Origin of the sequence: Plesiocystis pacifica SIR-1 (assembly GCF_000170895.1) — a bacterium.
Lineage (GTDB): Bacteria > Myxococcota_A > Polyangia > Nannocystales > Nannocystaceae > Plesiocystis > Plesiocystis pacifica.
The window spans coordinates 1-20,919 of the sequence record NZ_ABCS01000144.1; the positions used below are offsets into that span (position 1 = coordinate 1).

The window sequence follows — 20,919 nt, forward strand, 5'->3', positions numbered from 1 at the left end:
CCTGCCCCCGCCGGCGCGCTGCACCGACCCCTCCGTCGCGCCAAGTCAGTCCGAGCCCGTCGAGCTCGCCCTCGCGCTCCTCAGCCTCGGAGAGGGCGAGCGCGCCCACGCCCTCGCCCGCTCGCTGCTCGACGACGGCGACGAGGACGACCGCCCCCAGGCCCGAGCCGTGCTCGCCCTCGCCCGCGCCCAGGCCAACGGGCCCCACGCCAGCGCCGACGCCCGAGCGGTCGCCCTCGACGCGCTGATGCAGGCCTGGCGCGGGCTCCCCTCGCCCGAGGCCGCCTCGCTCCGCGCCACCGTCGAGCTCGAGCTCGCCCTGCGCCTGCGCGCGGCCGGGCCCTCGAGCATGTGGGCGGGGACCCAGGCCTTCGCCGACGATGTCGGCCGCCAGACCCTGGACCCCCGCGCCAGCCCCCGAGCGCGCGCGGCCCGGGCCTTCCTGCGCGCCCAGCTCCAGCTCGGCGAGGGCGAGGCCGCGAGCCGAGCCCTCCACGCCGCCGTCGAAGCGAGCGAGGGGAGCCCGGGCACGGCGCGCTGGATCTACCTCGAGGCCCTGGCCCGCGACCGCCTCGACGCCGGAGAGCTCGAGCGCGCACGGAGCCTGCGCGAGCGGGCCCTCACCGAGGCCGAGGCCGCCCTCGGCCCCGAGCACCCCGCCCTCGCGCCCCTCGTGTTCGCCCTCGCCACGACCCGCGAGGCCTCCGACCCCGCGGACCCCTCCGCGCTCAACCCCGCGGTCGAACGGCAGCTCGAGCGCGCCGCGGCGCTGTGGCGCCAGGGGCCGCCCTCGACCCGGGACACCGGCGCCCTGTCGACCATCGAGGAGACCCTGGCCCGCGCGGCCCTGGCCGAGGGTTCGCTCGAGCGCGCCCGCGGCCACGCCCTGGCCCTCGCCCAGCTCCAGGCCCAGCGCTTCGCCCCGGACGCGCCCGAGCAGCTCCCCAACCTCTTCCTGCTCGCGACCGTGGCCCTGCGCGAGGGCGAGGCCGAGGCCGCCCGCCCCCTCCTCGACGCGGCCGCGACCATCCTCGCCACGCTCCCCGCCGAGGACCCCCGGCGCGTGTCCGCGAGTCGGGAGCTCGCCCTCGCCACGGCCGAGCTCGACGCGCTGGCGGAGTCCGCCGACTAGCGCCCCTGCACGTGGCGCTCGAGGGCCCGCCACTGCTCGGGGGTGTTCGCCGGCCACAGCACCGCCGGATCGGGCAAGTCCGAGGCGTCCACGCCCGGGCAGTCCGGCCCCGCGACCGCGGCCTGCAGCCGGCCGACCCCCGACGCGAGCAGGCCCCGAACCCGGGCCGCGATGATCGGGACGCGCACCGCCGCGGCCAGGGGGTGGCGCCGACCCTCGGCGTCCACGGGGACCCAAGCCGCGCGCTCGGGCCGGGCGCGCAGGCCCTCGAGCATGAACGCGACGTGGTCGGGCGAGAGCGCGGCCGCGTCGCAGCTCGTGAGGTAGGCCAGCTCGACGCCGGCCTCGGCGAGATGATCGAGGCCCAGGCCCACGCCCACGAGGGGGCCCGCGTCGACCTGCGGATCATCCACGCGCACGCAGCCCGGCGGCAGCTCGGGGAGGCGCTGGTTGGGGCGCGCGCTGATCACGAGCGCCGGGCAGGGTCCCGCGACGGCCTCGGCCACTCGGCGCAGGCACGGGACGCCAGCGACGGGCAGCCAGGCCTTGTCCTCCCCCATGCGCCGCGAGCCCCCGCCCGCGAGGATCACCGCGCCTCGCACCCGCACAGCTTAGCAACTGCTAAGCTGCGCCCGTGAAGCTCCGGATCCGAGCCGACTCCCTGCGCCTGCGCCTGACCCAGGGCGAGGTCCGCCAGCTCGCCGAGCGCGGCCGAGTCGACGCGGCCTGCCGCTTTGGGCCCCGGGCCCTCGAGTACGCCCTCGCCGTCGGCGCGATCGACCAGCCCTGCGCCCGCTTCGAGGGCGACCGCGTCGAGGTGCTGTTGCCCGCGGCGATGGCTCAGGCCTGGGCGACGAGCGAGCAGGTCGGCATCGAGCACGAGCAGGCCCTGCCCGAGGCCGGCGCGAGCCTCCGCCTGCTGATCGAGAAGGACTTCCAGTGCCTCGCGCCCCGGGCGGGCGAGGAGGACAGCGACGCCTTCCCCCACCCGGGCGCGGCCGAAGGCGCCAGCTGCTGACGTGCCCCCCCGCCCCCGCCTCGCCCCGCTCGTGCTCGTGTTCCTCGGCTGTGCCTGCGTGACCGGTTCCGGGCGCGGTGCGGAGCCCGAGCACGCGGCCGCCGACGCCCCGCCCATCGAGCACGGGGCCGCGCTCCCCTTTTGGGGCACGTGGACCGGCCCCGAGCTGCGCCTGAGCTTCGCGGGGCCCTGGGTCCTCGTCGAGCCGGCCCAGGCGAGCCCCGACGCCGCCCCCATCGAGCTGCGCGTCGAGGTGTTGCGCCGCGAGGGCGAGGCCGCCTTCGCCCTCGAGACCAGCGTCGCGGGCCTGGCCCCCGCCGACTTCCTGCGGCCCACGGACTGGGTGCTGCTCGTCGAGACCGACGCCCTCGCCCTGGCCATGGGCGACGAGGCGCTGCAGTCCTACGCGGCGGCGGGCGACGCAGCCGCGCGGGCGCCGGCCCTGGTCGGGCCCAGCTTGCTGCACGAGCTGCCCCTGCCAGAGGAGCTGCCCTTCGCCGAGCTCACCGCCTGCCTCGAGCTCGCCGCGACGACCTGCGCCGCGCTCGAAGGACCCGCCCCCGCGCCCCGAGCCGCGGGCTGCCGCGAGGCCATGTGGTCGCGCTGCGCAGGACACGGCCTCGACCCCCACGCAGGCAGCTCGGTCGGCGGCGATCTGCTCGCCCTCGGCCTGGCCCACACGGGCCTGCGCTACGCCGCCGGGCTCGAGCGCCACGGGCCCAGCGAGGGACCCGCCCGGGCGGCCATCGACGCCCTGGTCAGCCGGGCGAGCGCGCGCGCGACCCGAGCTTGCGCGGAGGTCCGCGCGCGCGTCCCCGACGGAGAGCTCGACGACGCCGACGATCCCGAGCGCGCCGCCAAGCAGGCCCGGCTCCGCGCCCTCACCCAGGTCGAGGCCGCGCGGAGCCAGCTCGGCTCGAGCGCGGACTAAAACGCTATCCTCCGACCGTGGCCGAGCCCCCCTCCCTCGACGCGTCCGCGCTCGCCGTGAACGATCCCCGGGCCGCCCTCGCGCGCCTCCACGATCTGCCCGACGCGGCCCGCCGCGGCGCCCTCGAGCTCCTGCCACCGTCGACCTGGCGCGACACCCTCGAGGCCCTCGTCGACGGCCCCGACCCCGACACCGCGCTGCAGGGCGCCCTGTCCCTGCCCGAGTCGCTGTGGGCCCAAGCAGGGGATGCAGCCGAAGCGGACGCGGTCACGCGCCTCGCCGCGCTGCTCCACCAGGGCAGCTACCCGCCCCGACTGATCCGCCTGCTCGGCAGCGCAGCCAGCCGCGAGCTCGCGCGCGCGACCGAGACCCCCGCCGACCACCGGGCGGCCCTCGGCGAAGCCCTCGTCCGCGCCGTCGCCGAGCGCGGCCCCGCCGAGGGCATCGCCTTCGTGCGCACCCGCGAGTACCTGCGCCTGTGCCTGCGCGAGCTCGACCACGCCCCCCTCGAAGAGGTCGGCGGCGCCCTCTCGACCCTCGCGGCGGCCTGCGTCGACGCGGCCATGGACGCCGTCGACCCCAGCCTGCGCGCGGCCGTGGTCGTGTTTGGCATGGGCAAGCTCGGCGGGTCCGAGCTCAACTTCCTGTCCGACATCGATCTGGTGTTCGTGCACGCCGACGGGGCCATCGACGCCCCCGACGAGGTCCAGGCCCACCGCCAGCGCGCTCGCCTGCACGACCAGCTCCGCGCCGTGCTGCGCCTGCTCGAGGGCAGCGGCGCGTGGCGGCCCGTGTTCCACGTCGACCTGCGCCTGCGCCCCTTCGGCACCCGCGGGCCCCTCTCGATCTCGGCCTCGGCGCTCGAGCGCTACTTCGATCGCCACGGCCGCGGCTGGGAGCGCCAGGCCTGGCTGCGCGCCCGGCCCATCGCCGGCGCCGTCGGCCTCGGCGAGGCGCTGCTCGCCCGCCTCGAGCCCTTCGTGTGGCCGCGCAGCCTCGGCCCCGAGGTGTTCAGCGAGATCGCCGAGGTCATGAAGCGGGCTCGAGCGCAGGCGCACCGGGGGCTGGGCGCGACCGGAGTCGCCGCGCGGGCGCAGCTCGGGCAACCCAAGGCCGAGCCCGAGCCCGCCGCCCTCGGCCCCTTCGGCGCGCCGCGACGCAGCGCTCGACGCCCCAAGGCGACGCACCGCCGCCGGGCCCCGAGCAAATTCGCCGCCTCGAGCCCCGCTCCGACGCCGGTAGCGACCTCCCCGGCCTCCCCGCCGCCCTCGCGCGAGCCCGCGGAGCCCGGCGCCCTCGACCTCAAGCACGACGCCGGGGGCATCCGCGAGATCGAGTTCTTCGTCCAGGCCCTCCAGCTGCTCAACGGCGGCCGCAACCCCGCCGTGCGCGAGCGCGCCACCCTGCGCGCCCTCGATCGCCTGGCGGCCGGGGGCTTCATCAGCGACCGCGAGCACGACGTGCTCGGCGGGGCCTACCGGGTGCTGCGTCGCATCGAGCACCGGGTCCAGCTCGCCGACGGGCAGCAGACCCACCTCGTGCCCGTGACCCCCGAAGGCCGCGAGGGCCTCGCCCGGCGCCTGGCCGTGGGCGCGCCCGCGACCTGGCTGCACCTGCGCCAGGGCTCGAGCGCCGCCACGGCCCCGCGCATCCCCGGCGACCGGACCAGCTTCGAGGCCACGCTGACCGAGCTGCGCGGGCAGGTCCAGGCGATCACCGGCACGCTCACGGGGGAGTCCGAGCTCGCCGACACCAGCGAGGAGGGCCAGCGCGCCCTCGCCCAGGACCTCGCCCTCGATCCAGGCGCGTCCGCTTCGGCCCGGCGCGAGGCCCTGGTCAGCCTCGGCCTGTGGCCCGGGGCCGTCGACGAGGTCGGGGCCATGCTCGAACATCTCCTCGGTCGCCCGGGCGCTGCGGTCACCGCCTCGGGGCCCGCCACCGCGCCCGCTCGCGTCGGCGCCCGGGCCTTGCTGCTCGCCTGCCTCGACAGCGCCAACCCGGTGGAGGCCGTGCGCCGCTACATCGAATTCGCCGAGCAGCGACCGGCGCACTTCGGCGTCTGGCGGGTCCTCGGCGCCCCCGAGCACGGCACCCTCGTGCGCCAGGTCGCCGAACTCTTCGGCGCCAGCGAGCCCCTGTCCCGGGGGCTCATCGGCTTCCCGGGCACCGGGGCGATGGCCGGCGACGGCGGGCTGACCCTGCTGCTCGAGGCCTTCGCGGCCAGCGAGCTGGCCCGGGCCGCGGAGCTCCGCGAGCGCCTCCTCGACTTTTGCACGAACTCCGAGATCGACGATTTCGACGCCCGCCTCGTCGTGTTCAAGCACCGCGAGTTCGTCCGCATCGGCCTCCACGATCTCGCTCGCCGCCCCGATCCCCTGATCATCGGGCGCGCCCTCTCGGACCTCGCCGAGCTCCTCGTCCGCGAGCTCGTCGGCGACCTCGCCCAGCGCAGGCGCGAGAGCAGCAGCGACGAGCCCAGCTTCCGCCTCGCCGTCCTCGCCCTCGGCAAGTTCGGGATGCAGGCCATGGACTACGGCTCGGACCTCGACCTGATGTTCGTCTACGAGCCGGACCCCGGCATCTCGGCCACGGCGGCCCGGGACGCTGCACAAAAAGTCAGCCGCCAGCTCATCGCCCGGCTCGAGGCCCGGATCCGCGGGGCCCGGCTCTACGAGGTCGACATGCGCCTGCGCCCCTCGGGCGGCCAGGGCCTGCTGGTGTCTTCTCTAGACGGTTTTCTCGGCTACCACGCCCGCCCCGTCGCGGTCTGGGAGCGCCTCGCCCTGGTCCGCATGCGCGGTGTCGCCGAGCATCACTTCGGCAAGACCACGAAAGAGCCCAATTCCAACACTGCCCCCGGCGCGCCCGACAGGCTGTGCCAGCGCATCGTCGACGAGGTCGTGCCCGGATCGCTGTGGCCTGCGGACGAAGAGCCCGAAGCCATCGCCCGCGAGACCCTCCGACTGCGCGAGCGGATCGCGGTCGAGCTCGCGCGGGAAAGCCGCGAAGTGATCGACGTCAAGACCGGTCGCGGCGGCTGCCTCGAGCTCGAACTACTCGTCTCGGCCCTCCAGCTTCGGCATGGCCGGGCCGGCAGCTCCGAGCTGCGCGCGCGCGAGATCCCAGCGGCCCTGCGCGCGCTCTCCGAAGCAGGCGCGATCGGCCTTGCCGAGGCCCAGGCACTCGACCGCGCCTACCGCTTTTTGCGACTTCTGCTCAACCGACTGCGAATGACGCGGGCGAGCGGCCGCGGTCAGGGGGACCGCCTGGCTGTGAATTCTCCCCGTCTGACCGCCCTAGCGCGTAGGATGGGCCTCCCGGATCGCGACGAGCTCCTCGCAAACCTCGACCGCCACCGCAGCGAGGTACGCGATACTTTCGACCGCCACCTCGCCGACCCCCCCGACGCCCATGCCGGAGAACACTGAAACCAGCCTCGGCTTCCCGCTCAAGGGCACGCTGCGCCGCAGCCCCTTCCCCAAGATCGTCCGACAGATCGCCCGCACCAAGACCACCGGCAGCCTGTTCCTGCTCAACGGCAAGACCAAGAAAGTCGTGTTCTTCAACGGCGGCGAGCCCATCTCGGTGCGCTCCAACGTGACCGCCGAGTGCCTCGGTCAGATCCTCGCCCGCGAGGGCCTCATCACCCAGTCGCAGTGCGACCAGACCCTCGAGTCGATCCGCCGGACCGGCAAGAAGCAGGGCGAGCTCCTCGTCGAGATGGGCATCCTCAGCGAGGGCAACCTGCGCTACGGCCTCGAGGCCCAGCTGCGCCACAAGCTCTACGACATCTTCGCGTGGGACGACGCGCGCTACCAGTTCAAGCCCGACGTCGAGGGTGAGGACTACGGCCTGCGCTTCCCGACCTCGGCCCAGGGCATCATCGTCAACGCGCTGATCGAGACCACCCCGGAGGAGCGGGCCCTCAAGGCCCTCGAGCCCTACCTCGAGCGCTACCCCCTGGTCGATCCCAACCACGGCCTGCAGCTCGACGTGATGACCGAGGAGGCCTACTTCCTCGGCTGCCTCGACGGCTCGTCGACCATCGCCGAGCTGCTCGAGGCCGAGGCCGACCCGCCCGTCCCCTCCCCGGCCCTGCTGCTCTACGCCGCCATCCAAGCCGGCGTGGCCAAGCTGGCCAAGAACTCGCGCAAGAGCCGGGAGCACCCCGAAAAGCCCGCCGACGGCCGGCGCACGACCAACGCCACCCTCGAGCCCGGCTACGCCGCGCAGCTGACCATCACCACCTTCGAGGACACGCCCCTGCCGGGCGAGCTGCCCAAGGGCCCGGAGGTCGACTTCGGCGACGAGTTCGACGAGGACGACGACGACGACGCCGGCGACGACATCGGGACCGAGCTCGACGCGGGCGTGCCTGCGGCGGCTCCCCTCGAGGTCTCCTCGCTGCTGAGCGCGGCCGAGGTCGACGCCCCCGAGGAGACCTTCGAGGAGGCCGAGGCCGCCCTCGCCGGCCTCGAGGAGGTCCACGGCCAAGAGCAGAGCTCCCTCGTCGCCGACCCGGCGGAGTCGGGCGTGTTCGCGGCCGTGCTCGAGGACGACGACGACGACGCGCTCCCGCCCGAGCCCGAGCCTCCGGCCCCCGAGCCCGAGCCCGAGCCCCCAGCGCTCGAGGCCGCGGCCGAGGACGACGCCGAAGACCTCGAGGAGATCGAAGAGATCGAGGAGATCGAAGAGCTCGAGGAGATCGAAGAGCTCGAGGAGATCGAGGAAGAGGGCGAGCCCGCCCCCGCGGCCCTCGACGGCGGCGACGGCCTCGCGGCCCTGGCCGAGGGCCTCGACGACGACGTCGGCGACCTCGCCCTCGACGGCGACCTGGGCGACGACCTCGACCTCGACGGCGCCGACGCGGCCCTCGACGACCTCGACCTCGACGCCGACCTCGGCGATCTCGCCCTCGACGACGAGGGCGAGGGCTCGGAGCTGGCCGACCTCGCCGCGGACCTCGGCGACATCGACGACGACCTCGCCCTCGACGGCGACGGCGGCGACGGCGAGGCCCTCGTCGGCCTCGACGACCTCGACGACGTCAACCTCGACCTCGGCGACCTGGCCGAGGGCAGCGACTACTCCGAGGCCGAGCTGACCATGGCCCACCGCGACGACGACGACTCGGGCGAGACCCCCGAGGTGCGCGGAGCCAAGCGCTTCTCCGATGGCGAGGGCGCCATCGCCGAGTCTCGCTGGGACGACGCCGTCGCCCACTTCGAGGCCGCCTACGAGTTCGGCATCGACGTCGCCGAGCTGCACACCATGCTCGCCTGGGCCCGCTTCCAGGCCAGCGGCGAGACCCCCGACATGGCCAACCACGCCCTCGAGCTGCTGGCCTACGCCGAGGAGATGAACCCCAACCTGGCCATGGTCTACGCCTACCGCAGCGCGGTCTACGTGGCCCAGGGGGACAACGCCGCGGCCCAGGACGCGGCCCAGCGCGCCCTCGACATCGACCCCTACGACGAGCTCGCCATCGACGTGATGGACAAGCTGGTGTGAGCCGGAAGAGCTAGCAAGCCATGGGCGCCCAGCCCGACGTCCTCGGAGACCTCCTCGTCCTGGTCGAGCTGACCAGCGCGCGGGAGCGGGTCCCCGCGGGCGCCCTCGAGCGCTGGGCCCTCGACTGCGCCGGGCGCTCCCTGGGCGCAGACCTGCGCGGACTCGATCCGCACCGGAGCATGCTGCGGACGGCCCTCGTCGGTGCCCGGGCGGCCCTGCGCGAGCGCGCGGCCGGGCTCGCGCCGACGACCTTGGCCGACGCCCACGGCCGCGCCCTCGCCGTGCGCGAGGCCCTCGACGACACTGGGCTCGACGACCTCGACACCGCCCGCTCGCGCGCCGCTGTGGCCTCGGTCCATCACGCGCTGCGCTGCGTCGGGGAGGGCCTCGCCCCCAACCCCCGGCGCAACGTCGAAGCCCACGCCACGGCCGAGCGCGCCCGGGCGGCCTTCGCCGACGGCCTCGCCGAGAGCCTCCCCCAGGCCCGGCGCCTGCTGTGGCGCGCGCAGCTGCTGCCCACCGGCGCCGAGCTGCTCGTGCGCCTCGACTACGCCGAGAGCCGCGGCGCCCTGCCCCCCGATCCGCGCGCGCGCGAGTGGATCCACGCCCAGCGCCGGCTGCTCATGGCCGAAGACGAGGACAGCCGCTTCGCCCTCGTCCTCCGCCACCCCCGGCCGGTGTTCCTGACCGAGTTCGAGGAGCTGCGCTAGCAGTCGCCCACCCCGGCCGCCCCGGGTGGGCGGCTGCTAGCGCTCGCTCACTGCGGACCGTCGGGGTCGTTCCAGATGTGCTCGTGGACGCCCCAGCCATGGGCGTTGTCCTGGCGCTTGTAGACGTCGAGGAAGCGGCGGTCGCTGGGCGCGGCCTCGTCGAGGCTCTGGCCCAAGGGGGCGAACTTCACGATGGTGTCGTTGCGCGCGAAGGCGACGTCCCCGTGCACTTCGATCTCCCGCTTTTCGAGCTGGGGAAGCAGGGAAAGTGCAGGGCCGTGAAGGCGCCCGAGAGCATGGCCGCGTACGCCTCCCGCCCGCGGATGGGCTCGGGGACGCCGGGGCAGATCAGCTCCACGTCCGGGGTCAACATCGAGATGTACGCCTCGGCGTCGCGGTTTTCCGCCGCCGCGATCCAAGCGTCGTGCAGGGCCTCGATCTTGGCGACGTCGTCGTCTCGGTTGTCCATCGGCGGCACGCTATCACGCGAGATGCCGCGCCGCCCCGACGCGCGCGCGGGGGTGAACCCAAGGATTGGCAGCGCCGGATCGAGAATTGGATGGCGAGATTGGGAGCCTGAAGGCACCGCTGCAGCCAAGCTGGGCTGCAGCGGCGTTCGGCCCTCAAGCCCGCTGGGCCAGCAGGCCCTCGATCTGCGCGCTCAGGCTCTTGGGCGTGGTCTTGGGCGCGAAGCGCTCGATGACCTTGCCCTGGCGGTCGACCAGGAACTTCGTGAAGTTCCACTTGATCGCCTTGGTGCCCAGCAGCCCCGGCTTCTCGGCCTTGATGAAGGTGTAGAGCGGGTGCGCGTTGCTGCCGTTGACGTCGATCTTCGCGTGCATCTGGAAGGTCACGCTGTAGCGGTCCTGCGCGAACTTCAGCACCTCGGCGTTGGTCCCCGGCTCTTGCTTTCCAAACTGGTTGCAAGGGAAGGCGAGGACGCGCAGGCCCTGGTCGGCGTACTTCTCGTGGAGTGCTTGCAGCTCACCTAGCTGCGGCGTGAAGCCTCATTTTGAGGCCGTGTTGAAGATGAGCAGCACGTCTCCACGGTACTTGTCCATGGAGTAGCGCTCACCCGTGATGGTCTCGACCTCGAAGTCGTAGATGCTCGGCATGGCCCGATTAGAGCCGAGCCGAGGCCGCGCTGCAAGGGATGGGAGCGCCGCTGCCTGCTGCGGCGCTTCAACGGGCAGCACTCAGGCCGCGGACCTTGCCGAGATGCCCGGCCTCGAGCCACCCCCTCGGGCCCGGCCCGAGCCTCGAAGCTCGCCCCAGGGGGCAGACGCAGCCAGCTCCAGCGCGAGAGCAGCTCGGAGCCCTCGGCAGCCTCGGCGTGGAGCTCCGTCGCAGCCGAGCCTACACTCCAGCTTCGCCCCGGCCCCCTGCCCATGACACGCCCCAGCCTCCGCTCCGAGTCCCTCACCCTCGAGCTCGACCCTGCCTGCGGCGGTCGCATCGCCAGCTTGCGCCACGGCGCGCGCGAGCTCCTCGTCTCCCCCAGCGTCCACCCCGACAACTGGGGCGCCACGCTGTGGACCAGCCCCCAGTCCGACTGGGGCTGGCCGCCCGTCGCCGCCGTCGACTCCGAGCCCTACGAGCTCGTCGAGCACGGCCCGAGCGCGATCACCCTGCGCAGCCCCGTGGCGACCATGGGCCCGCGCCGCCTCCAGATCACCAAGCGCGCCGCGGTCGTCGCGGGCGGGTCCATCGACCTGCGCTACGCGATCACCAACCTCGGCGACGCCCCCTTCGCCATGGCCTGCTGGGAGGTCAGCCGCGTGTTCCCGGGCGGGCTGAGCTTCTTCCCCACGGGCCGCGCCGCGCTCACCGAGCTTCCGCCCCACGGCCCCCTCGAGCCCGACACCGAGGCCGGCTTTAGCTGGTTCGACCACGCCGCCTTCGCGCCCGGGCAAAACCGCAAGCTCCACGCCGACGGCGAGGGCGGCCTGCTCGCCCACTGCGTCGACGATCTGCTGCTGCTCAAGTGCTTCACCGACACGCCCCCCGCGGACCAGGCCCCCGGCGAGGGCGAGGTCGAGCTGTTCGCCTTCGAGGACGGGAGCTACGTCGAGCTCGAGGTCCAGGGCGCCTACGCGTCGATCGAGCCGGGCGCGGAGCTGGCCTTTGGCGTCCGCACCCACGTCGCGCCTTGCCCTGTCCCGCGCACGGAGAGGGCGAGCCTCGCCGCGCTGGCCCTCGACCTGCGCGAGCGCATCGGCGCGCCCTGAGCGAGTACCGCGAGACTAGTCCAGGTCCCGCGACCACAGCCAGGCCGCGCCCCGCACCCCGCTCGAATCCCCGAAGCGGTTGGGCAGCAGCTCGGTGTCGACGCGGTCGGAGAACACGTGCTCGCCCCAGCGGCTCTTGACGTGGCGGTAGAGCGCGGGGATCTGGGACACGCCGCCGCCGAGCACGATCACGTCGGGGTCGATGAAGTTGATGACCGCGGCCAGGGCCCGGGCCAGGCGATCGCCGTAGCGTTCGAGGGTCTTTTGCGCCTCCTCGTCCCCCGCCTCGGCCAGGTTGGCGATGGTCTTGGCGCTGATGTCCGCGCCCGTGCGCTCGAGGTGGTCGCGGCGCATCGCCGGGCCCGACAGGTAGGCCTCGATGCAGCCCCGCCGGCCGCAGGTGCACACCGGGCGTCGCTCACCGTCGGCGTCGATCCCCGGCAGCGGGTTGTGGCCCCACTCGCCCGCGATGGCGTTGCGCCCGTGCAGCACCTTGCCGTTGATCACCAAGCCCGCGCCGACGCCCGTGCCCAGGATCACCCCGACCACGACGTCCTGCTCAGCCCCCGCGCCGTCCGTCGCCTCGGACAGCGCGAAGCAGTTCGCGTCGTTGGCCACGCGGATCGGTCGCTTCATCGCAACCTCGAGGTCGCGGTCGAGCATGTGGCCCTGCAGCGCCGTGTTGTAGGCGTTCTTGATCAGCCCGGTGTGCGGGCACAGGCAGCCCGGCGTGCCCACCCCGATCGTCTGGATGGGCCCGACTTCCCGCTCGAGGCGATCTCTGAGCTTGACCAGCCCGGCGATGATGTCTGGATATTCCTGGGGCGTGGAGACTCGGATCCGGCCCCGGACTTCGCCCATCTGATCCATCGCCACGACCTCCATCTTGGTCCCGCCGAGGTCGATTCCCATCCGCATCTCGTGGTGCCTCCCGGGCGGTCCCACACGCAAGGGCCGCGCTCCACCACGCTATCACCCATGACCTGCGGACTTCAACAACGCCAAACCAACCGTGCGGACCTTCAACGACGCGATCCTCGGGGCAGCTCGTCGTCCTAGACTTGCCCTGCCCTCCCCTTCGGCGCGGGCCAGAGCACGACTTTGACCAGGACTGGGAGCGAAAAGAGCAACGACTCCCTCCTCGCCGGCCGGGGCCTGGTCCGCCAAAAGGGCAGTCAGGACCTTGGAGCGCAACGGGTTCGACTCCCCGCCGCGAGGCCACCGAGCGCCCCCTCGAGACCCTGTTCGAGCAGCTGAACGATTCCGGCCTCGTAGCCGTCTGGGACGGGAGTCCGGGACAGAAAGGAGCAAGAGAGCTTTGCTCCCTCGGTCATGGTTGGCCCTCGCGCGGGGGCCCTCTCGCCTGCGCATCCAACCTGTCGAGCTCGAGCCGACTTCTACGCGGGCGAGTCCTCGGACTCGCGCAGCGCCTCGGCCCACCGCTGCGACCACGAGCCCATGGGTTTGAGCAGCGCCGCCAGCTCCTCGCCGAGCTCCGTGAGCACGTAGCCCCCCTCGCTGCGCCCGACGAGCCCCGTGTCCCGCAGCTCCTTGAGCCGCCGGTTGAGGAGCGAGGCCGAGACCTGATCGCAGCGGCCCTGCAGACCCCGGAAGGTCTGCGGCCCATCGGCGAGCTGCCAGACGATGCCCATGGCCCACGTTCGCCCGAGCAGGTCGAACAAGGCCATGATCGGCCGCCCCGTCGCAGAGCCGCGAACGGGTCGACCGGGCCGGGGTGTGTCGCCGCTCATGGGCCGAGAGTCTATCTCGCCGCTTGCTTCCGAATGAGAAGCACCCTAAGCTCCACCCATCGCTTCTCATTCGGAAGCACCCAAAGGAGAACACTCAATGCCCAGCTACGTCCTGGTCCGCACCCAAGTCCACAACCCCGAGCAGTTCGAGCAATACCGGGCCCTCGCCGGCCCCAGCGTCAAAGCCCACGGCGGCCGCATGCTCCTCAAAGGCGCCGTCCTCGAAGCCCTCGAAGGCCAAGACGACGCCGAGCGCGTCGCCGTGATCGAGTTCGACTCGCCCAAGGTCGCCCGCGAGTGGTTCCACTCCGACGGCTACCAAGCAGCCGTCCGCGCCCGCCAAGGCGTCGCCACCATGCGCCTGTCCCTGCTCGCCTGAGCGAGCCCGCGGACGCGCACTCACCCGCGCCGGTGAGTGACTGGCCAGAGCACGACCAACGGCCCGACGAGGGCCACGCCTGGGTGAGGCCCTGAGCCCAACGGCGACAACCATTTGATTTTACTAGGCTTTTTGAACGAGATGGAGAGCCATCTCCACCATGTCTCCAAGCCCGGCGGTCCTACTCGCCGGGCTGGCGCTCTCACTGGTGCGGCGGAGGGGCCTCCAGAGCCCTCTTGCTCGAGCTCGTCGAGGCGCCTGTCCGTGGAGCCGCAGGTGCCGCTCGATCGTCTCGGCTGTGCTCGGATTGGCGCCGGTGCCCTTGACCTGCCCCTCCACATAGCGGAGCGCGAACTCGGCGAAGGTCGGGACCTCCTTCTTGGGTTGGTCCGTGTCCTCTCTCGAGGCACGGCGCGTCGGACCATGAACCAGCAGGCAGCGCTCGCGCTTCCTGCCCCAGCCTTGGACGAGCGCGGCGACTTGCGGCGCTCTCGGTGGCTCTTGCCGCTGGGCAGGCCGGTCATGATGTCCACTTCGTAGCCCCCGTTGCGGTAGGGGCGGATTTTCACGGTCATCGAGGGTCGCTTTCTCAACCACGAGCCGCTGCTGCTTCGCGGGGTCCATCCTAGAGGATGGGACGCCGTGACTCGACAGGGGTTGGGGTTGTGCCTCAAGCGTGGGCCTGAGGAGGGCAAAGGTGCAAGCTGTCTGGCCGATGGGGGACGCCCTCCCACGCCTCAGAGCGTGCGCCGTCCACTTGGTCAACTCGTGACTTGGCTGCTCGAACTTGATTTCTCTTGCAGCCGGGAAGTGTCACGCTCCGTCTAGATCGTCTCGTTGGCACCCAAGCACGGCTAGGCTCAGCGAGCGACACGAAACACCCTACACTTTTCTTTGACCAAGTCTGCAAGATCAGTTGCCACTCCGCAGTTCGAGCCTATTTCGGCTCGTTCCACGTTGACCCCATCGACAGCGATGGAGTCAACGTCTAGCTCAATGTAGTCAAACCCTACAAATACGGCGAGGCGGTCTCCAACAGAGACCGCCTCACTGGAGATTACACCGAATGCGCCTCTCTTTTTCCACACTTTCACTACACTCCCGATATGTGAATAGTGCTCTGGATGTGTCTCTATCCGACCGACCCTATAGAATATCGGCTTCACCATGCCGGAAGGCCATTGATTCTGGCGTGCATTACGCAGAATTATGTACAGGTCCCATGTTGTCATGAGACCCGATTTCGTTTCCTCAGCATTTTTGACGATGGCCTCGCGGAACGCGACTTGATCCCGCTGCTGCGGCGGCATGGAACGCTGCGAATTTATGATGGTTAGCGCCTGAACGTCTGTTCGCTCCAGATCCCTCGCCCTCATTAGCGCATGTTTCTCAGCCTGCTGACACTCAGAGTCTTCCGGATGTCCCTGAACACCCTTTACATCAACGACAAGAATAGGACTCGTATCCTCGATTCGTACATCTTCTCGTCTCATTGCCGTTCTGTCATCACCTGACTCAATCTCATCATCAACATCTATGACCTCTGCAAAGCCGAGAACTTTGAGAATTCGGATTACCGCGGCAACGAGCGAATCACCTGTACCAGTCATAAGCGTATACCAGTCCGCATTCTCTGCTCGTAGTTTTCCGATCTCAGCATGCATCTCTTCTATGCGAGACTTTGTCTCGGACTCCAGTTGGCCAATCATCTGATGAATCTCATTCACCTTCGGGACTTCGTACTCGGGCCTATACATCCAGTTCTCGCCTTCCAGGCCGGGGAACAGGCGAGGCGCGGCTGCCGCTACCACCTCTTCAAGAAAACGAACTGCGACCTGCCCAAACTTTGGCATATGGGGAAGAAGAAATACTATCCCCCCTTCTCGCTCTCCATGTATCCTGCTACTACTTGGCCGTACTTGTTGTGGGCGAGAGGCTTGAGGGCTCCCCTTCGGCGCGGGACCGTTGCGAGCGTACAGTTGTAAGTGGCGCCAACCGCCCCCTCTGACAAAATATTATTTATTGAGATATCGCTAAAGTATATTTCCTCTCCAAATGTTCGTTTGGATACCACGTCACTCATACAGCTGAGGAACCCCCAGTTTGTCAGTTTCGCAGGACTGATAGTATCTTGAACCCTATCCCTCCCGTACGACACCCCCTGGTGGTATGTTGCTTGATATTGAGCCGCAAGACTGACAATGAACACTCCGCCATTCTCATAAACTCTGTCGAGAGCACCGGAGACCTGATGCATAACAAGAGGCTTTGGATCGGTCCTTCCGCTTTTACAGGACATCCAAATGGCATCAACTCCTGGCCCCGGAGGTGTGGGACGGTCTGCGGTGGCATCAAGCATCGCAGTGTTAATAAAAACGATTTCAGCCTCGGTGTGACCGCCGAGACGTGCTGTACTGTAATCGACATTAGAGTACCCATCATGTGGCTCGATCGGGTAAGGGCGGCCAAAACTCCCTTCTTGGACACTGTAGCCAGCACTCCGAATGGCACTGGCGCACGCTCCTGCGTAGTCAATCGCAAGGATCTTGGGATGTGGGTATGGTTTGGCTTCGTCGTCCCCTACCATGGTGCAGTTATACCAAAACCTGGGCTTGAGACTCTACTGTTCTACTAAGCCCAACTCAGCTCGAAGAGAGTTTCGCGCACGATAGAGCGCTGAGCGCACAGCGGCCCCACTACGTCCGCTTTGCTGAGCGATCTCGACGGGACGCATCCCCAGCGTGTAGTGCTGAGTGAGTAGTCGACGTTCCGAGCTCCGCAAGCGCTGAATGGCCGCCTGCACAAGGCCTACTATTCGTCGATTACGTGCCATGTCGCTGATGTCAGTCTCCCCAGCGGGGAAAGCAGAGCTTTGGGCCAACGGGAGTTGTCGGGCGCGTCGTTGGTGTAGTCTAAGCACCCGGAAGTGTATGTCCACTCGCAAGAGTGCCCGCAGGGATTTGCTTCGGAGCTCCCGCTCCTCTGAGCGAAGCAGTTTGAGGAACGCCTCCTGGGCGACATCGGCCGCGTCGGCCCCCGCACCGCACTTGCGTGCGTAGAGCTCAGCCCAGCGCCTGTGCCGACGGACTAGCGCCGCGAAGGCATCTTGATCCCCCTGACTGGCGGCTGCGAAGAGTTCGGCGTCGCTCTGCATGCGGGTGACCAGTCGTCTACCATGGTCGGGCGTCCCGATGGAAGACAGTCCCCCAGACGCGATCCTCTCAATCGAGGACGCCTTCTACGAGGCCCGGATGTTCAAGGCCTTCGGGGCTGACCAGTACCCGCAGTCGGTGCGCATCGCTGACCGCTTCGAGCTCCTGGACCGGATCGGGAAAGGCAGCTACGGGACCGTCTTTCTTGCCCAAGATCACCAGCTGGGGCGAAAAGTGGCCGTCAAGGTCATGCCGCTCGGGGACCTCCAGGTGGCCGAGCGGGAAGGCAAGCTGCTCGCGGAGCTCAATCACCCGCACGTCGTGCGGATCCACGACTACGGCGCGAAGGACGACTACCGCTACCTGGTGCTCGAACTGCTCGAAGGGCCAACTCTGGGGGAGTGGTGCCAGGGAAAGAGCCCCCGCGCGATCGTCCAGCGCTACCTCGAGGCTGGCGAGGGGCTCGAAGCCGCGCATCGCCAAGGGCTGGTTCATCGTGACTTCAAGCCGGGGAACGTCCGCCTCGACGGGGAAGGCCGAGCGGTCGTCTTGGACTTCGGCTTGGCTCGGCACTTGGACTCCCTGCACGGCGAAGTCGGCTCGCCGGAGCAGGTGTACGGCACATACGCCTACCTCCCCCCGGAAGCCTTGCGAGGTCAGCGGGTAGGCGAGCAGGGTGACCAGTTCTCTTTTTGCGTGAGCCTGTGGGAGGCGCTGAGCGGGCGTAACCCCTTCGCCCTCGAAGGTCGGGAGCTGGAGACGCGATTCCGCGCGATCCAGGAGCCGCCCCAAGGGGCGACTCGGATCCCCCGTCGACTCAGGCCAGTCTTGCGCCGCGGGTTGGCCCCGCTGCCGGGAGACCGGTGGCCGACGATGACCCTGCTCCTGGAGGCCTTGCGCGAGACACAGGAGTCTCGGCGCTGGCCCTGGGGCGTTGGGATCTTGGGCTTGTCGTTGATCCTCGGCTGGGCAGGCTTTCACTCCCTCCAGAACCCCCCGGGTCAGCTACCCCGAGGCTCGGATGCGTTCTCCAAGACCGATGAGGCGGTGCTGGCGCTCAACACCGCGTTGTCTCAGCAGGACGCAGACGCGGTCACGCGCGCGCTTCGGGCCGGCTCGGTGAGCGCACGAGCAGCGCGGCTGGAAGGCTACTTTGCCAGGCTAGCGGCGCAGTCCGCTGTCCAACTGGAGGCGACCGGCGAGTACGAGTCGGCGGTCTACGCCTGGTCCATCACGATCTCCCTGAGCCGCAGCGCGAGGGCCGCTGACACCGCCCCAGTCGCTGCGGTCGCCGACGCTGCGGCCTCGGCCTCCACCGCAGCGACGAGCTTGGCCGCTGGGGCAGGCTCTGCCTCCATCGCGGCGGAAACCTCGGCGTCCGCCGCTGCCGCTGCCGTCGACTTCACCTTACTCGAGACCAGCCAAGCCAACCTGGCCCGGCTGACGAACCGCCTCTGACCCACGGATCAGTCGAGGAGCTCTTCACCGTCAAAACAAGTCACGGTGCCGTCCTCGTTACTGACGCCGTCCTCGCACCAAAAGAGCGTCCCGTCGCAGTCCCACCCCGGCCAGCACACGGCTCCGATGCAGCAGATCACCTCTTCGTTGGACTCGCCGGTGCTGTACTCGGTCTTGGGCTCGCATAGGCCAGGGACGGAGCAGGCCCTTTGTAGCGGCACGTAGGCGACCACGAGCTGCTGGAGTGGCTCGTAGACCTCGCCGTGGCGGACGTGGAAGGGAACATGTCCAGTCGCGCAGGCGGCCGTGCCCTTGAGGCGGACGGTGCCCGTCGGGTCCAGGCACACGTCGGCGTCGAGGATGGGCGCGTTCGGGCCGGTGTACTGGCAGACCTTCGAGCTGTCGCACAGATCACGATACTGGCCGTGAGCAGGGGCAGCACCTAGCACGAGTGCCAGGCCAGCGAAGACGGTGGAGAGGATGAGCGGGCGATGCATGAGCATGAGCAAATGCTACCCGCGGGGCCTCCAGGGACCGGTTCTGAGCTGTTCAGGGGCATTTGGGCCGTGCCGGAAGCCGCTACGCACGGGGGCGTGCTTGCTGCTCGGCGAAGAAAATCAAAAAACCGCGAACGTTTCATGGTGTGCCTGTCCTGCGCAGGTGATGGCCATCGTGCACTTCTTCCGTCTACTTCTGCGCAGCCGTGCAGTCTCTCGACGCCAGAGGCGAGCTCGTGGGAGCTGAGATCCTCGGCCTCGACCCTCGCGGGTTCGGGAAGCATCTTCGCAACCTCCGCAACGCTCGCGGCCTCACCCAAGAGGTGTTGGCCGAGCGAGCCAACCTGTCGAGCGACACCATTCGTCGCCTCGAACACGGGACCTTCTCGCCAACTCTGAACACGCTCTTGCGACTGGCTAGCGGCTACGGCCTTCGGTTGTCGACGCTCCTCGCCAGCTACGAGATCGGGATGCTCCCCCTCGAACGCGAGCTCGCGGATCTACTCATCGGCCGCAGCGAGAAAGACCTCCGCATGCTCTTGGAAGTCGCCAAGGTCTTGCTCCGCGACTGGGGGGACGAGTCAGACGAGCCGGACGCTCCAGAGGAGTCGTGACGCCCACCGGTTGAGCTTCGCGGCGTTCTCCAAGCCCTACGAGGTCCTGTCGGGAGAGCGCCTTCGAGCTCGCGGTGCTGCACGATGGCGAGCGAGTAGTACTCTCGTACCGCGTCGAATGACTCCGACCCGCCTCGCCTCCATCGAATTCCTCGCGCTGCTCGTCGGCGTCGGGAGTGCCTGCAACGACGACGCCCCCTTCGAGCTCACCTACGAGACGGAGAACCTCAGAATCGGGGTTGCCGATGGTCGTGAGCTGTGCGGCGGTGATCTCGATCGTCTAGAGCGCCACGTCGCCAACGTCGAGCAGCTGCTGGCCACGCAGCTCCCGGGCAAAGTCGACGTATACCTGTGGCCCGGTCAGTCCGAATCGGGGCCGGGCGACCACTGCTCGAACGACAGGGGCTGCTTCTACCGCGAGATCAGCACGATCTACGCCCGAGAGAGCGAGGTCGGCCACGAGCTCGTCCACGCCGTGGCCATCCCCTTGGGCGATCCATCCGCCATGTGGTCCGAAGGCCTCGCCGAAGCTCTCGACATGCGCCGAACCTTTGTGGGCTCGGTCGCGCCTTCGGACAACTTCTTTCGAGAGGAAGACGTGGACTACCCCAGCGCCGGCCACTTCGTGCGCTGGGTCTGGGCCACGCACGGCCCGCAGGTCGTCCGGGACGTGTTGACGGACCCGCGCGAGCCCCTGGAGGCCTTCGAGGCCACCACCGGCCAGACCCTCGCAGAGGCCGAGGCCGACTACTCGAACAGCGCTCCCTACAGCTTTGGCCAGCTCGCGCCGTGTCAGCACCCCCAGTTCGTCGAGACCGAGCCGGGGAGCTGGAGCGGGTCAATCGAGCTCGACTGCGCCAACGATGACACCTTCGCGGCCCCGATGGGCCTCGGGGGCTTTCGCGTCCTCGACCTGGACGAGCGCGCCGAGTATCGCTTCCACTCGGACGCGAGCGCCCTGATGATCCAGCGCTGTCCGGACGAGGACATCCTCGTCAAGCCCGAAGGCGACGACTTCGAAGCTCAGGGCGAGGTCCCCCCCTCGACGAGCGCGGCACCCGAAGGACCGGTTCGGGTGATCGATGCGCAGGGCGAGGGTGAGACCTTGGAGCTCGCGGCGGGGCGCTACGAGCTGATCCTGCTCAGCGAGGAAGCGCGGGCGGTGTCTGCCACGGCGACGCGCTTGCCTTGAGTTGACTGCTCGGCGCGTCTGCATCATTGGCCAGGCAGAGCGACAAACAAGCCGCGAGGTCCAAATCGAAGACACCCGCCAGCATTGAACCACCGAACCTCACCGAGCCGTGAGTCTGTCCCCAGGCCTCATGAGTCATGGTCGTCCAAGATGATGCGATCGGTGGCGAGCTTCCCCATGATGAACTCGGCCGTGAACTGTTCTTGACAACTCGCAACTTCTCGGAAGATTCGAGCCGCGAATCGCGTGTCGACCAGCGGCCCCCAACCCCACCGACAACCAACGGCCCGCCCCGGGCCGGGCCTGGGGTGGGGGCCCCGCGACGGGTCCGCCCGGCGCGGGGGAG

At 69.8% G+C, this 20,919-nt stretch carries 21 protein-coding genes; 11 read left to right on the forward strand and 10 right to left on the reverse strand.

Annotated features, from left to right (window positions below; translation table 11 throughout):
* Positions 1-1,132 (forward strand): hypothetical protein (locus tag PPSIR1_RS38155; RefSeq protein ID WP_045117575.1); only part of this gene is annotated, 1,132 nt, incomplete at its 5' end.
* On the opposite strand, the gene mobA is transcribed toward PPSIR1_RS38155, so the two are convergent.
* A complete protein-coding gene (gene mobA, locus PPSIR1_RS45050; RefSeq protein WP_157596406.1) occupies positions 1,129-1,734 on the reverse strand; it encodes a molybdenum cofactor guanylyltransferase in 606 nt (201 codons plus the stop codon). The genes PPSIR1_RS38155 and mobA overlap by 4 nt on opposite strands.
* Before the next feature lie 32 nt (positions 1,735-1,766).
* On the opposite strand from mobA, the gene PPSIR1_RS38165 reads away from it, so the two are divergent.
* Genes PPSIR1_RS38165 through PPSIR1_RS38185 form a run of 5 tightly spaced genes read left to right on the forward strand, consistent with a single transcriptional unit; the run spans position 1,767 to position 9,302 of the window.
* The gene (locus tag PPSIR1_RS38165; RefSeq protein WP_006976637.1) at positions 1,767-2,150 is read left to right on the forward strand and encodes a DUF7009 family protein; all 384 of its coding nucleotides are present in this window, start codon (positions 1,767-1,769) and stop codon (positions 2,148-2,150) included.
* A 1-nt stretch (position 2,151) separates the two neighbouring features.
* Positions 2,152-3,081, forward strand: coding sequence for a hypothetical protein (locus PPSIR1_RS38170; RefSeq protein ID WP_157596407.1), 930 nt, complete (start codon positions 2,152-2,154; stop codon positions 3,079-3,081).
* Positions 3,082-3,098: 17 nt separating this feature from the next.
* Entirely contained in the window at positions 3,099-6,509 is a 3,411-nt protein-coding gene (locus PPSIR1_RS38175) for a [protein-PII] uridylyltransferase family protein (protein WP_006976639.1), read from the forward strand.
* Positions 6,493-8,592, forward strand: coding sequence for a DUF4388 domain-containing protein (locus PPSIR1_RS38180; protein WP_006976640.1), 2,100 nt, complete (start codon positions 6,493-6,495; stop codon positions 8,590-8,592). The genes PPSIR1_RS38175 and PPSIR1_RS38180 overlap by 17 nt, the downstream gene beginning before the upstream one ends.
* 20 nt (positions 8,593-8,612) lie before the next feature.
* Positions 8,613-9,302: a hypothetical protein gene (locus PPSIR1_RS38185; protein WP_006976641.1), complete on the forward strand. Its 690-nt coding sequence runs from the start codon at positions 8,613-8,615 to the stop codon at positions 9,300-9,302.
* Between the two features lie 47 nt (positions 9,303-9,349).
* Here the strand turns inward: PPSIR1_RS38185 and PPSIR1_RS38190 are convergent, their stop codons facing one another.
* The 3 genes from PPSIR1_RS38190 to PPSIR1_RS38200 form a co-directional block, all read right to left on the reverse strand.
* A complete protein-coding gene (locus PPSIR1_RS38190) occupies positions 9,350-9,493 on the reverse strand; it encodes a hypothetical protein (RefSeq protein ID WP_198154708.1) in 144 nt (47 codons plus the stop codon).
* The gene (locus PPSIR1_RS38195) at positions 9,490-9,771 is read right to left on the reverse strand and encodes a YybH family protein (RefSeq protein ID WP_006976643.1); all 282 of its coding nucleotides are present in this window, start codon (positions 9,769-9,771) and stop codon (positions 9,490-9,492) included. Before PPSIR1_RS38195 ends, PPSIR1_RS38190 begins: the two co-directional genes overlap by 4 nt.
* Positions 9,772-9,925: 154 nt before the next feature.
* Positions 9,926-10,417 carry a glutathione peroxidase gene (locus tag PPSIR1_RS38200; protein ID WP_086002066.1) on the reverse strand — a complete coding sequence of 164 codons (492 nt, stop codon included), beginning with the start codon at positions 10,415-10,417 and terminating at the stop codon, positions 9,926-9,928.
* A 273-nt stretch (positions 10,418-10,690) separates the two neighbouring features.
* On the opposite strand from PPSIR1_RS38200, the gene PPSIR1_RS38205 reads away from it, so the two are divergent.
* Entirely contained in the window at positions 10,691-11,530 is an 840-nt protein-coding gene (locus PPSIR1_RS38205) for a DUF4380 domain-containing protein (protein ID WP_006976646.1), read from the forward strand.
* Positions 11,531-11,545: 15 nt separating this feature from the next.
* Here the strand turns inward: PPSIR1_RS38205 and PPSIR1_RS38210 are convergent, their stop codons facing one another.
* Together PPSIR1_RS38210 and PPSIR1_RS38215 are read right to left on the reverse strand one after the other, a co-directional pair.
* Complete coding sequence (locus PPSIR1_RS38210) at positions 11,546-12,448, reverse strand: ROK family protein (RefSeq protein ID WP_006976647.1); 903 nt, start codon at positions 12,446-12,448, stop codon at positions 11,546-11,548.
* A gap of 479 nt (positions 12,449-12,927) precedes the next feature.
* Complete coding sequence (locus tag PPSIR1_RS38215; protein WP_045117576.1) at positions 12,928-13,281, reverse strand: winged helix-turn-helix transcriptional regulator; 354 nt, start codon at positions 13,279-13,281, stop codon at positions 12,928-12,930.
* Positions 13,282-13,378: 97 nt separating this feature from the next.
* On the opposite strand from PPSIR1_RS38215, the gene PPSIR1_RS38220 reads away from it, so the two are divergent.
* On the forward strand, positions 13,379-13,660 hold the full coding sequence (locus PPSIR1_RS38220; RefSeq protein WP_006976649.1) for a DUF1330 domain-containing protein: 282 nt from the start codon (positions 13,379-13,381) through the stop codon (positions 13,658-13,660).
* An 860-nt stretch (positions 13,661-14,520) separates the two neighbouring features.
* Here the strand turns inward: PPSIR1_RS38220 and PPSIR1_RS48795 are convergent.
* From PPSIR1_RS48795 to PPSIR1_RS51405, 3 genes are read right to left on the reverse strand one after another with little or no spacing between them, the layout of a single operon-like run.
* Positions 14,521-15,513 carry a hypothetical protein gene (locus PPSIR1_RS48795; protein WP_157596408.1) on the reverse strand — a complete coding sequence of 331 codons (993 nt, stop codon included), beginning with the start codon at positions 15,511-15,513 and terminating at the stop codon, positions 14,521-14,523.
* 17 nt (positions 15,514-15,530) lie between these two features.
* Entirely contained in the window at positions 15,531-16,247 is a 717-nt protein-coding gene (locus PPSIR1_RS48800; RefSeq protein ID WP_157596409.1) for a hypothetical protein, read from the reverse strand.
* Between the two features lie 33 nt (positions 16,248-16,280).
* Complete coding sequence (locus PPSIR1_RS51405) at positions 16,281-16,814, reverse strand: RNA polymerase sigma factor (RefSeq protein ID WP_086002067.1); 534 nt, start codon at positions 16,812-16,814, stop codon at positions 16,281-16,283.
* A gap of 37 nt (positions 16,815-16,851) precedes the next feature.
* Here PPSIR1_RS51405 and PPSIR1_RS38230 point away from each other — a divergent pair, with 37 nt between their 5' ends.
* Entirely contained in the window at positions 16,852-18,270 is a 1,419-nt protein-coding gene (locus tag PPSIR1_RS38230) for a serine/threonine protein kinase (protein WP_006976652.1), read from the forward strand.
* Positions 18,271-18,278: 8 nt separating this feature from the next.
* Here PPSIR1_RS38230 and PPSIR1_RS38235 read toward each other — a convergent pair whose 3' ends face one another.
* Positions 18,279-18,767 carry a hypothetical protein gene (locus tag PPSIR1_RS38235; RefSeq protein ID WP_157596411.1) on the reverse strand — a complete coding sequence of 163 codons (489 nt, stop codon included), beginning with the start codon at positions 18,765-18,767 and terminating at the stop codon, positions 18,279-18,281.
* Positions 18,768-19,003: 236 nt separating this feature from the next.
* Between PPSIR1_RS38235 and PPSIR1_RS45055 the strand changes: the two genes are divergently transcribed.
* Entirely contained in the window at positions 19,004-19,381 is a 378-nt protein-coding gene (locus PPSIR1_RS45055) for a helix-turn-helix domain-containing protein (protein WP_157596410.1), read from the forward strand.
* Positions 19,382-19,499: 118 nt separating this feature from the next.
* Positions 19,500-20,573 carry a hypothetical protein gene (locus tag PPSIR1_RS38245; RefSeq protein ID WP_006976655.1) on the forward strand — a complete coding sequence of 358 codons (1,074 nt, stop codon included), beginning with the start codon at positions 19,500-19,502 and terminating at the stop codon, positions 20,571-20,573.
* The last annotated feature ends 346 nt before the right edge of the window (positions 20,574-20,919 follow it).

Coding starts and splice junctions, on each gene's coding strand:
- PPSIR1_RS38180 (WP_006976640.1), top strand. CDS start 6,493: ATGCCGGAGAACACTGAAACCAGCCTCGGCTTCCCGCTCAAGGGCACG.
- PPSIR1_RS38185 (WP_006976641.1), top strand. CDS start 8,613: ATGGGCGCCCAGCCCGACGTCCTCGGAGACCTCCTCGTCCTGGTCGAG.
- PPSIR1_RS38195 (WP_006976643.1), bottom strand. CDS start 9,771: ATGGACAACCGAGACGACGACGTCGCCAAGATCGAGGCCCTGCACGAC.
- PPSIR1_RS38205 (WP_006976646.1), top strand. CDS start 10,691: ATGACACGCCCCAGCCTCCGCTCCGAGTCCCTCACCCTCGAGCTCGAC.
- PPSIR1_RS38210 (WP_006976647.1), bottom strand. CDS start 12,448: ATGCGGATGGGAATCGACCTCGGCGGGACCAAGATGGAGGTCGTGGCG.
- PPSIR1_RS38215 (WP_045117576.1), bottom strand. CDS start 13,281: ATGAGCGGCGACACACCCCGGCCCGGTCGACCCGTTCGCGGCTCTGCG.
- PPSIR1_RS38220 (WP_006976649.1), top strand. CDS start 13,379: ATGCCCAGCTACGTCCTGGTCCGCACCCAAGTCCACAACCCCGAGCAG.
- PPSIR1_RS48795 (WP_157596408.1), bottom strand. CDS start 15,513: ATGCCAAAGTTTGGGCAGGTCGCAGTTCGTTTTCTTGAAGAGGTGGTA.
- PPSIR1_RS48800 (WP_157596409.1), bottom strand. CDS start 16,247: ATGGTAGGGGACGACGAAGCCAAACCATACCCACATCCCAAGATCCTT.
- PPSIR1_RS51405 (WP_086002067.1), bottom strand. CDS start 16,814: ATGCAGAGCGACGCCGAACTCTTCGCAGCCGCCAGTCAGGGGGATCAA.
- PPSIR1_RS38230 (WP_006976652.1), top strand. CDS start 16,852: ATGGAAGACAGTCCCCCAGACGCGATCCTCTCAATCGAGGACGCCTTC.
- PPSIR1_RS38235 (WP_157596411.1), bottom strand. CDS start 18,767: ATGCATCGCCCGCTCATCCTCTCCACCGTCTTCGCTGGCCTGGCACTC.
- PPSIR1_RS38245 (WP_006976655.1), top strand. CDS start 19,500: ATGACTCCGACCCGCCTCGCCTCCATCGAATTCCTCGCGCTGCTCGTC.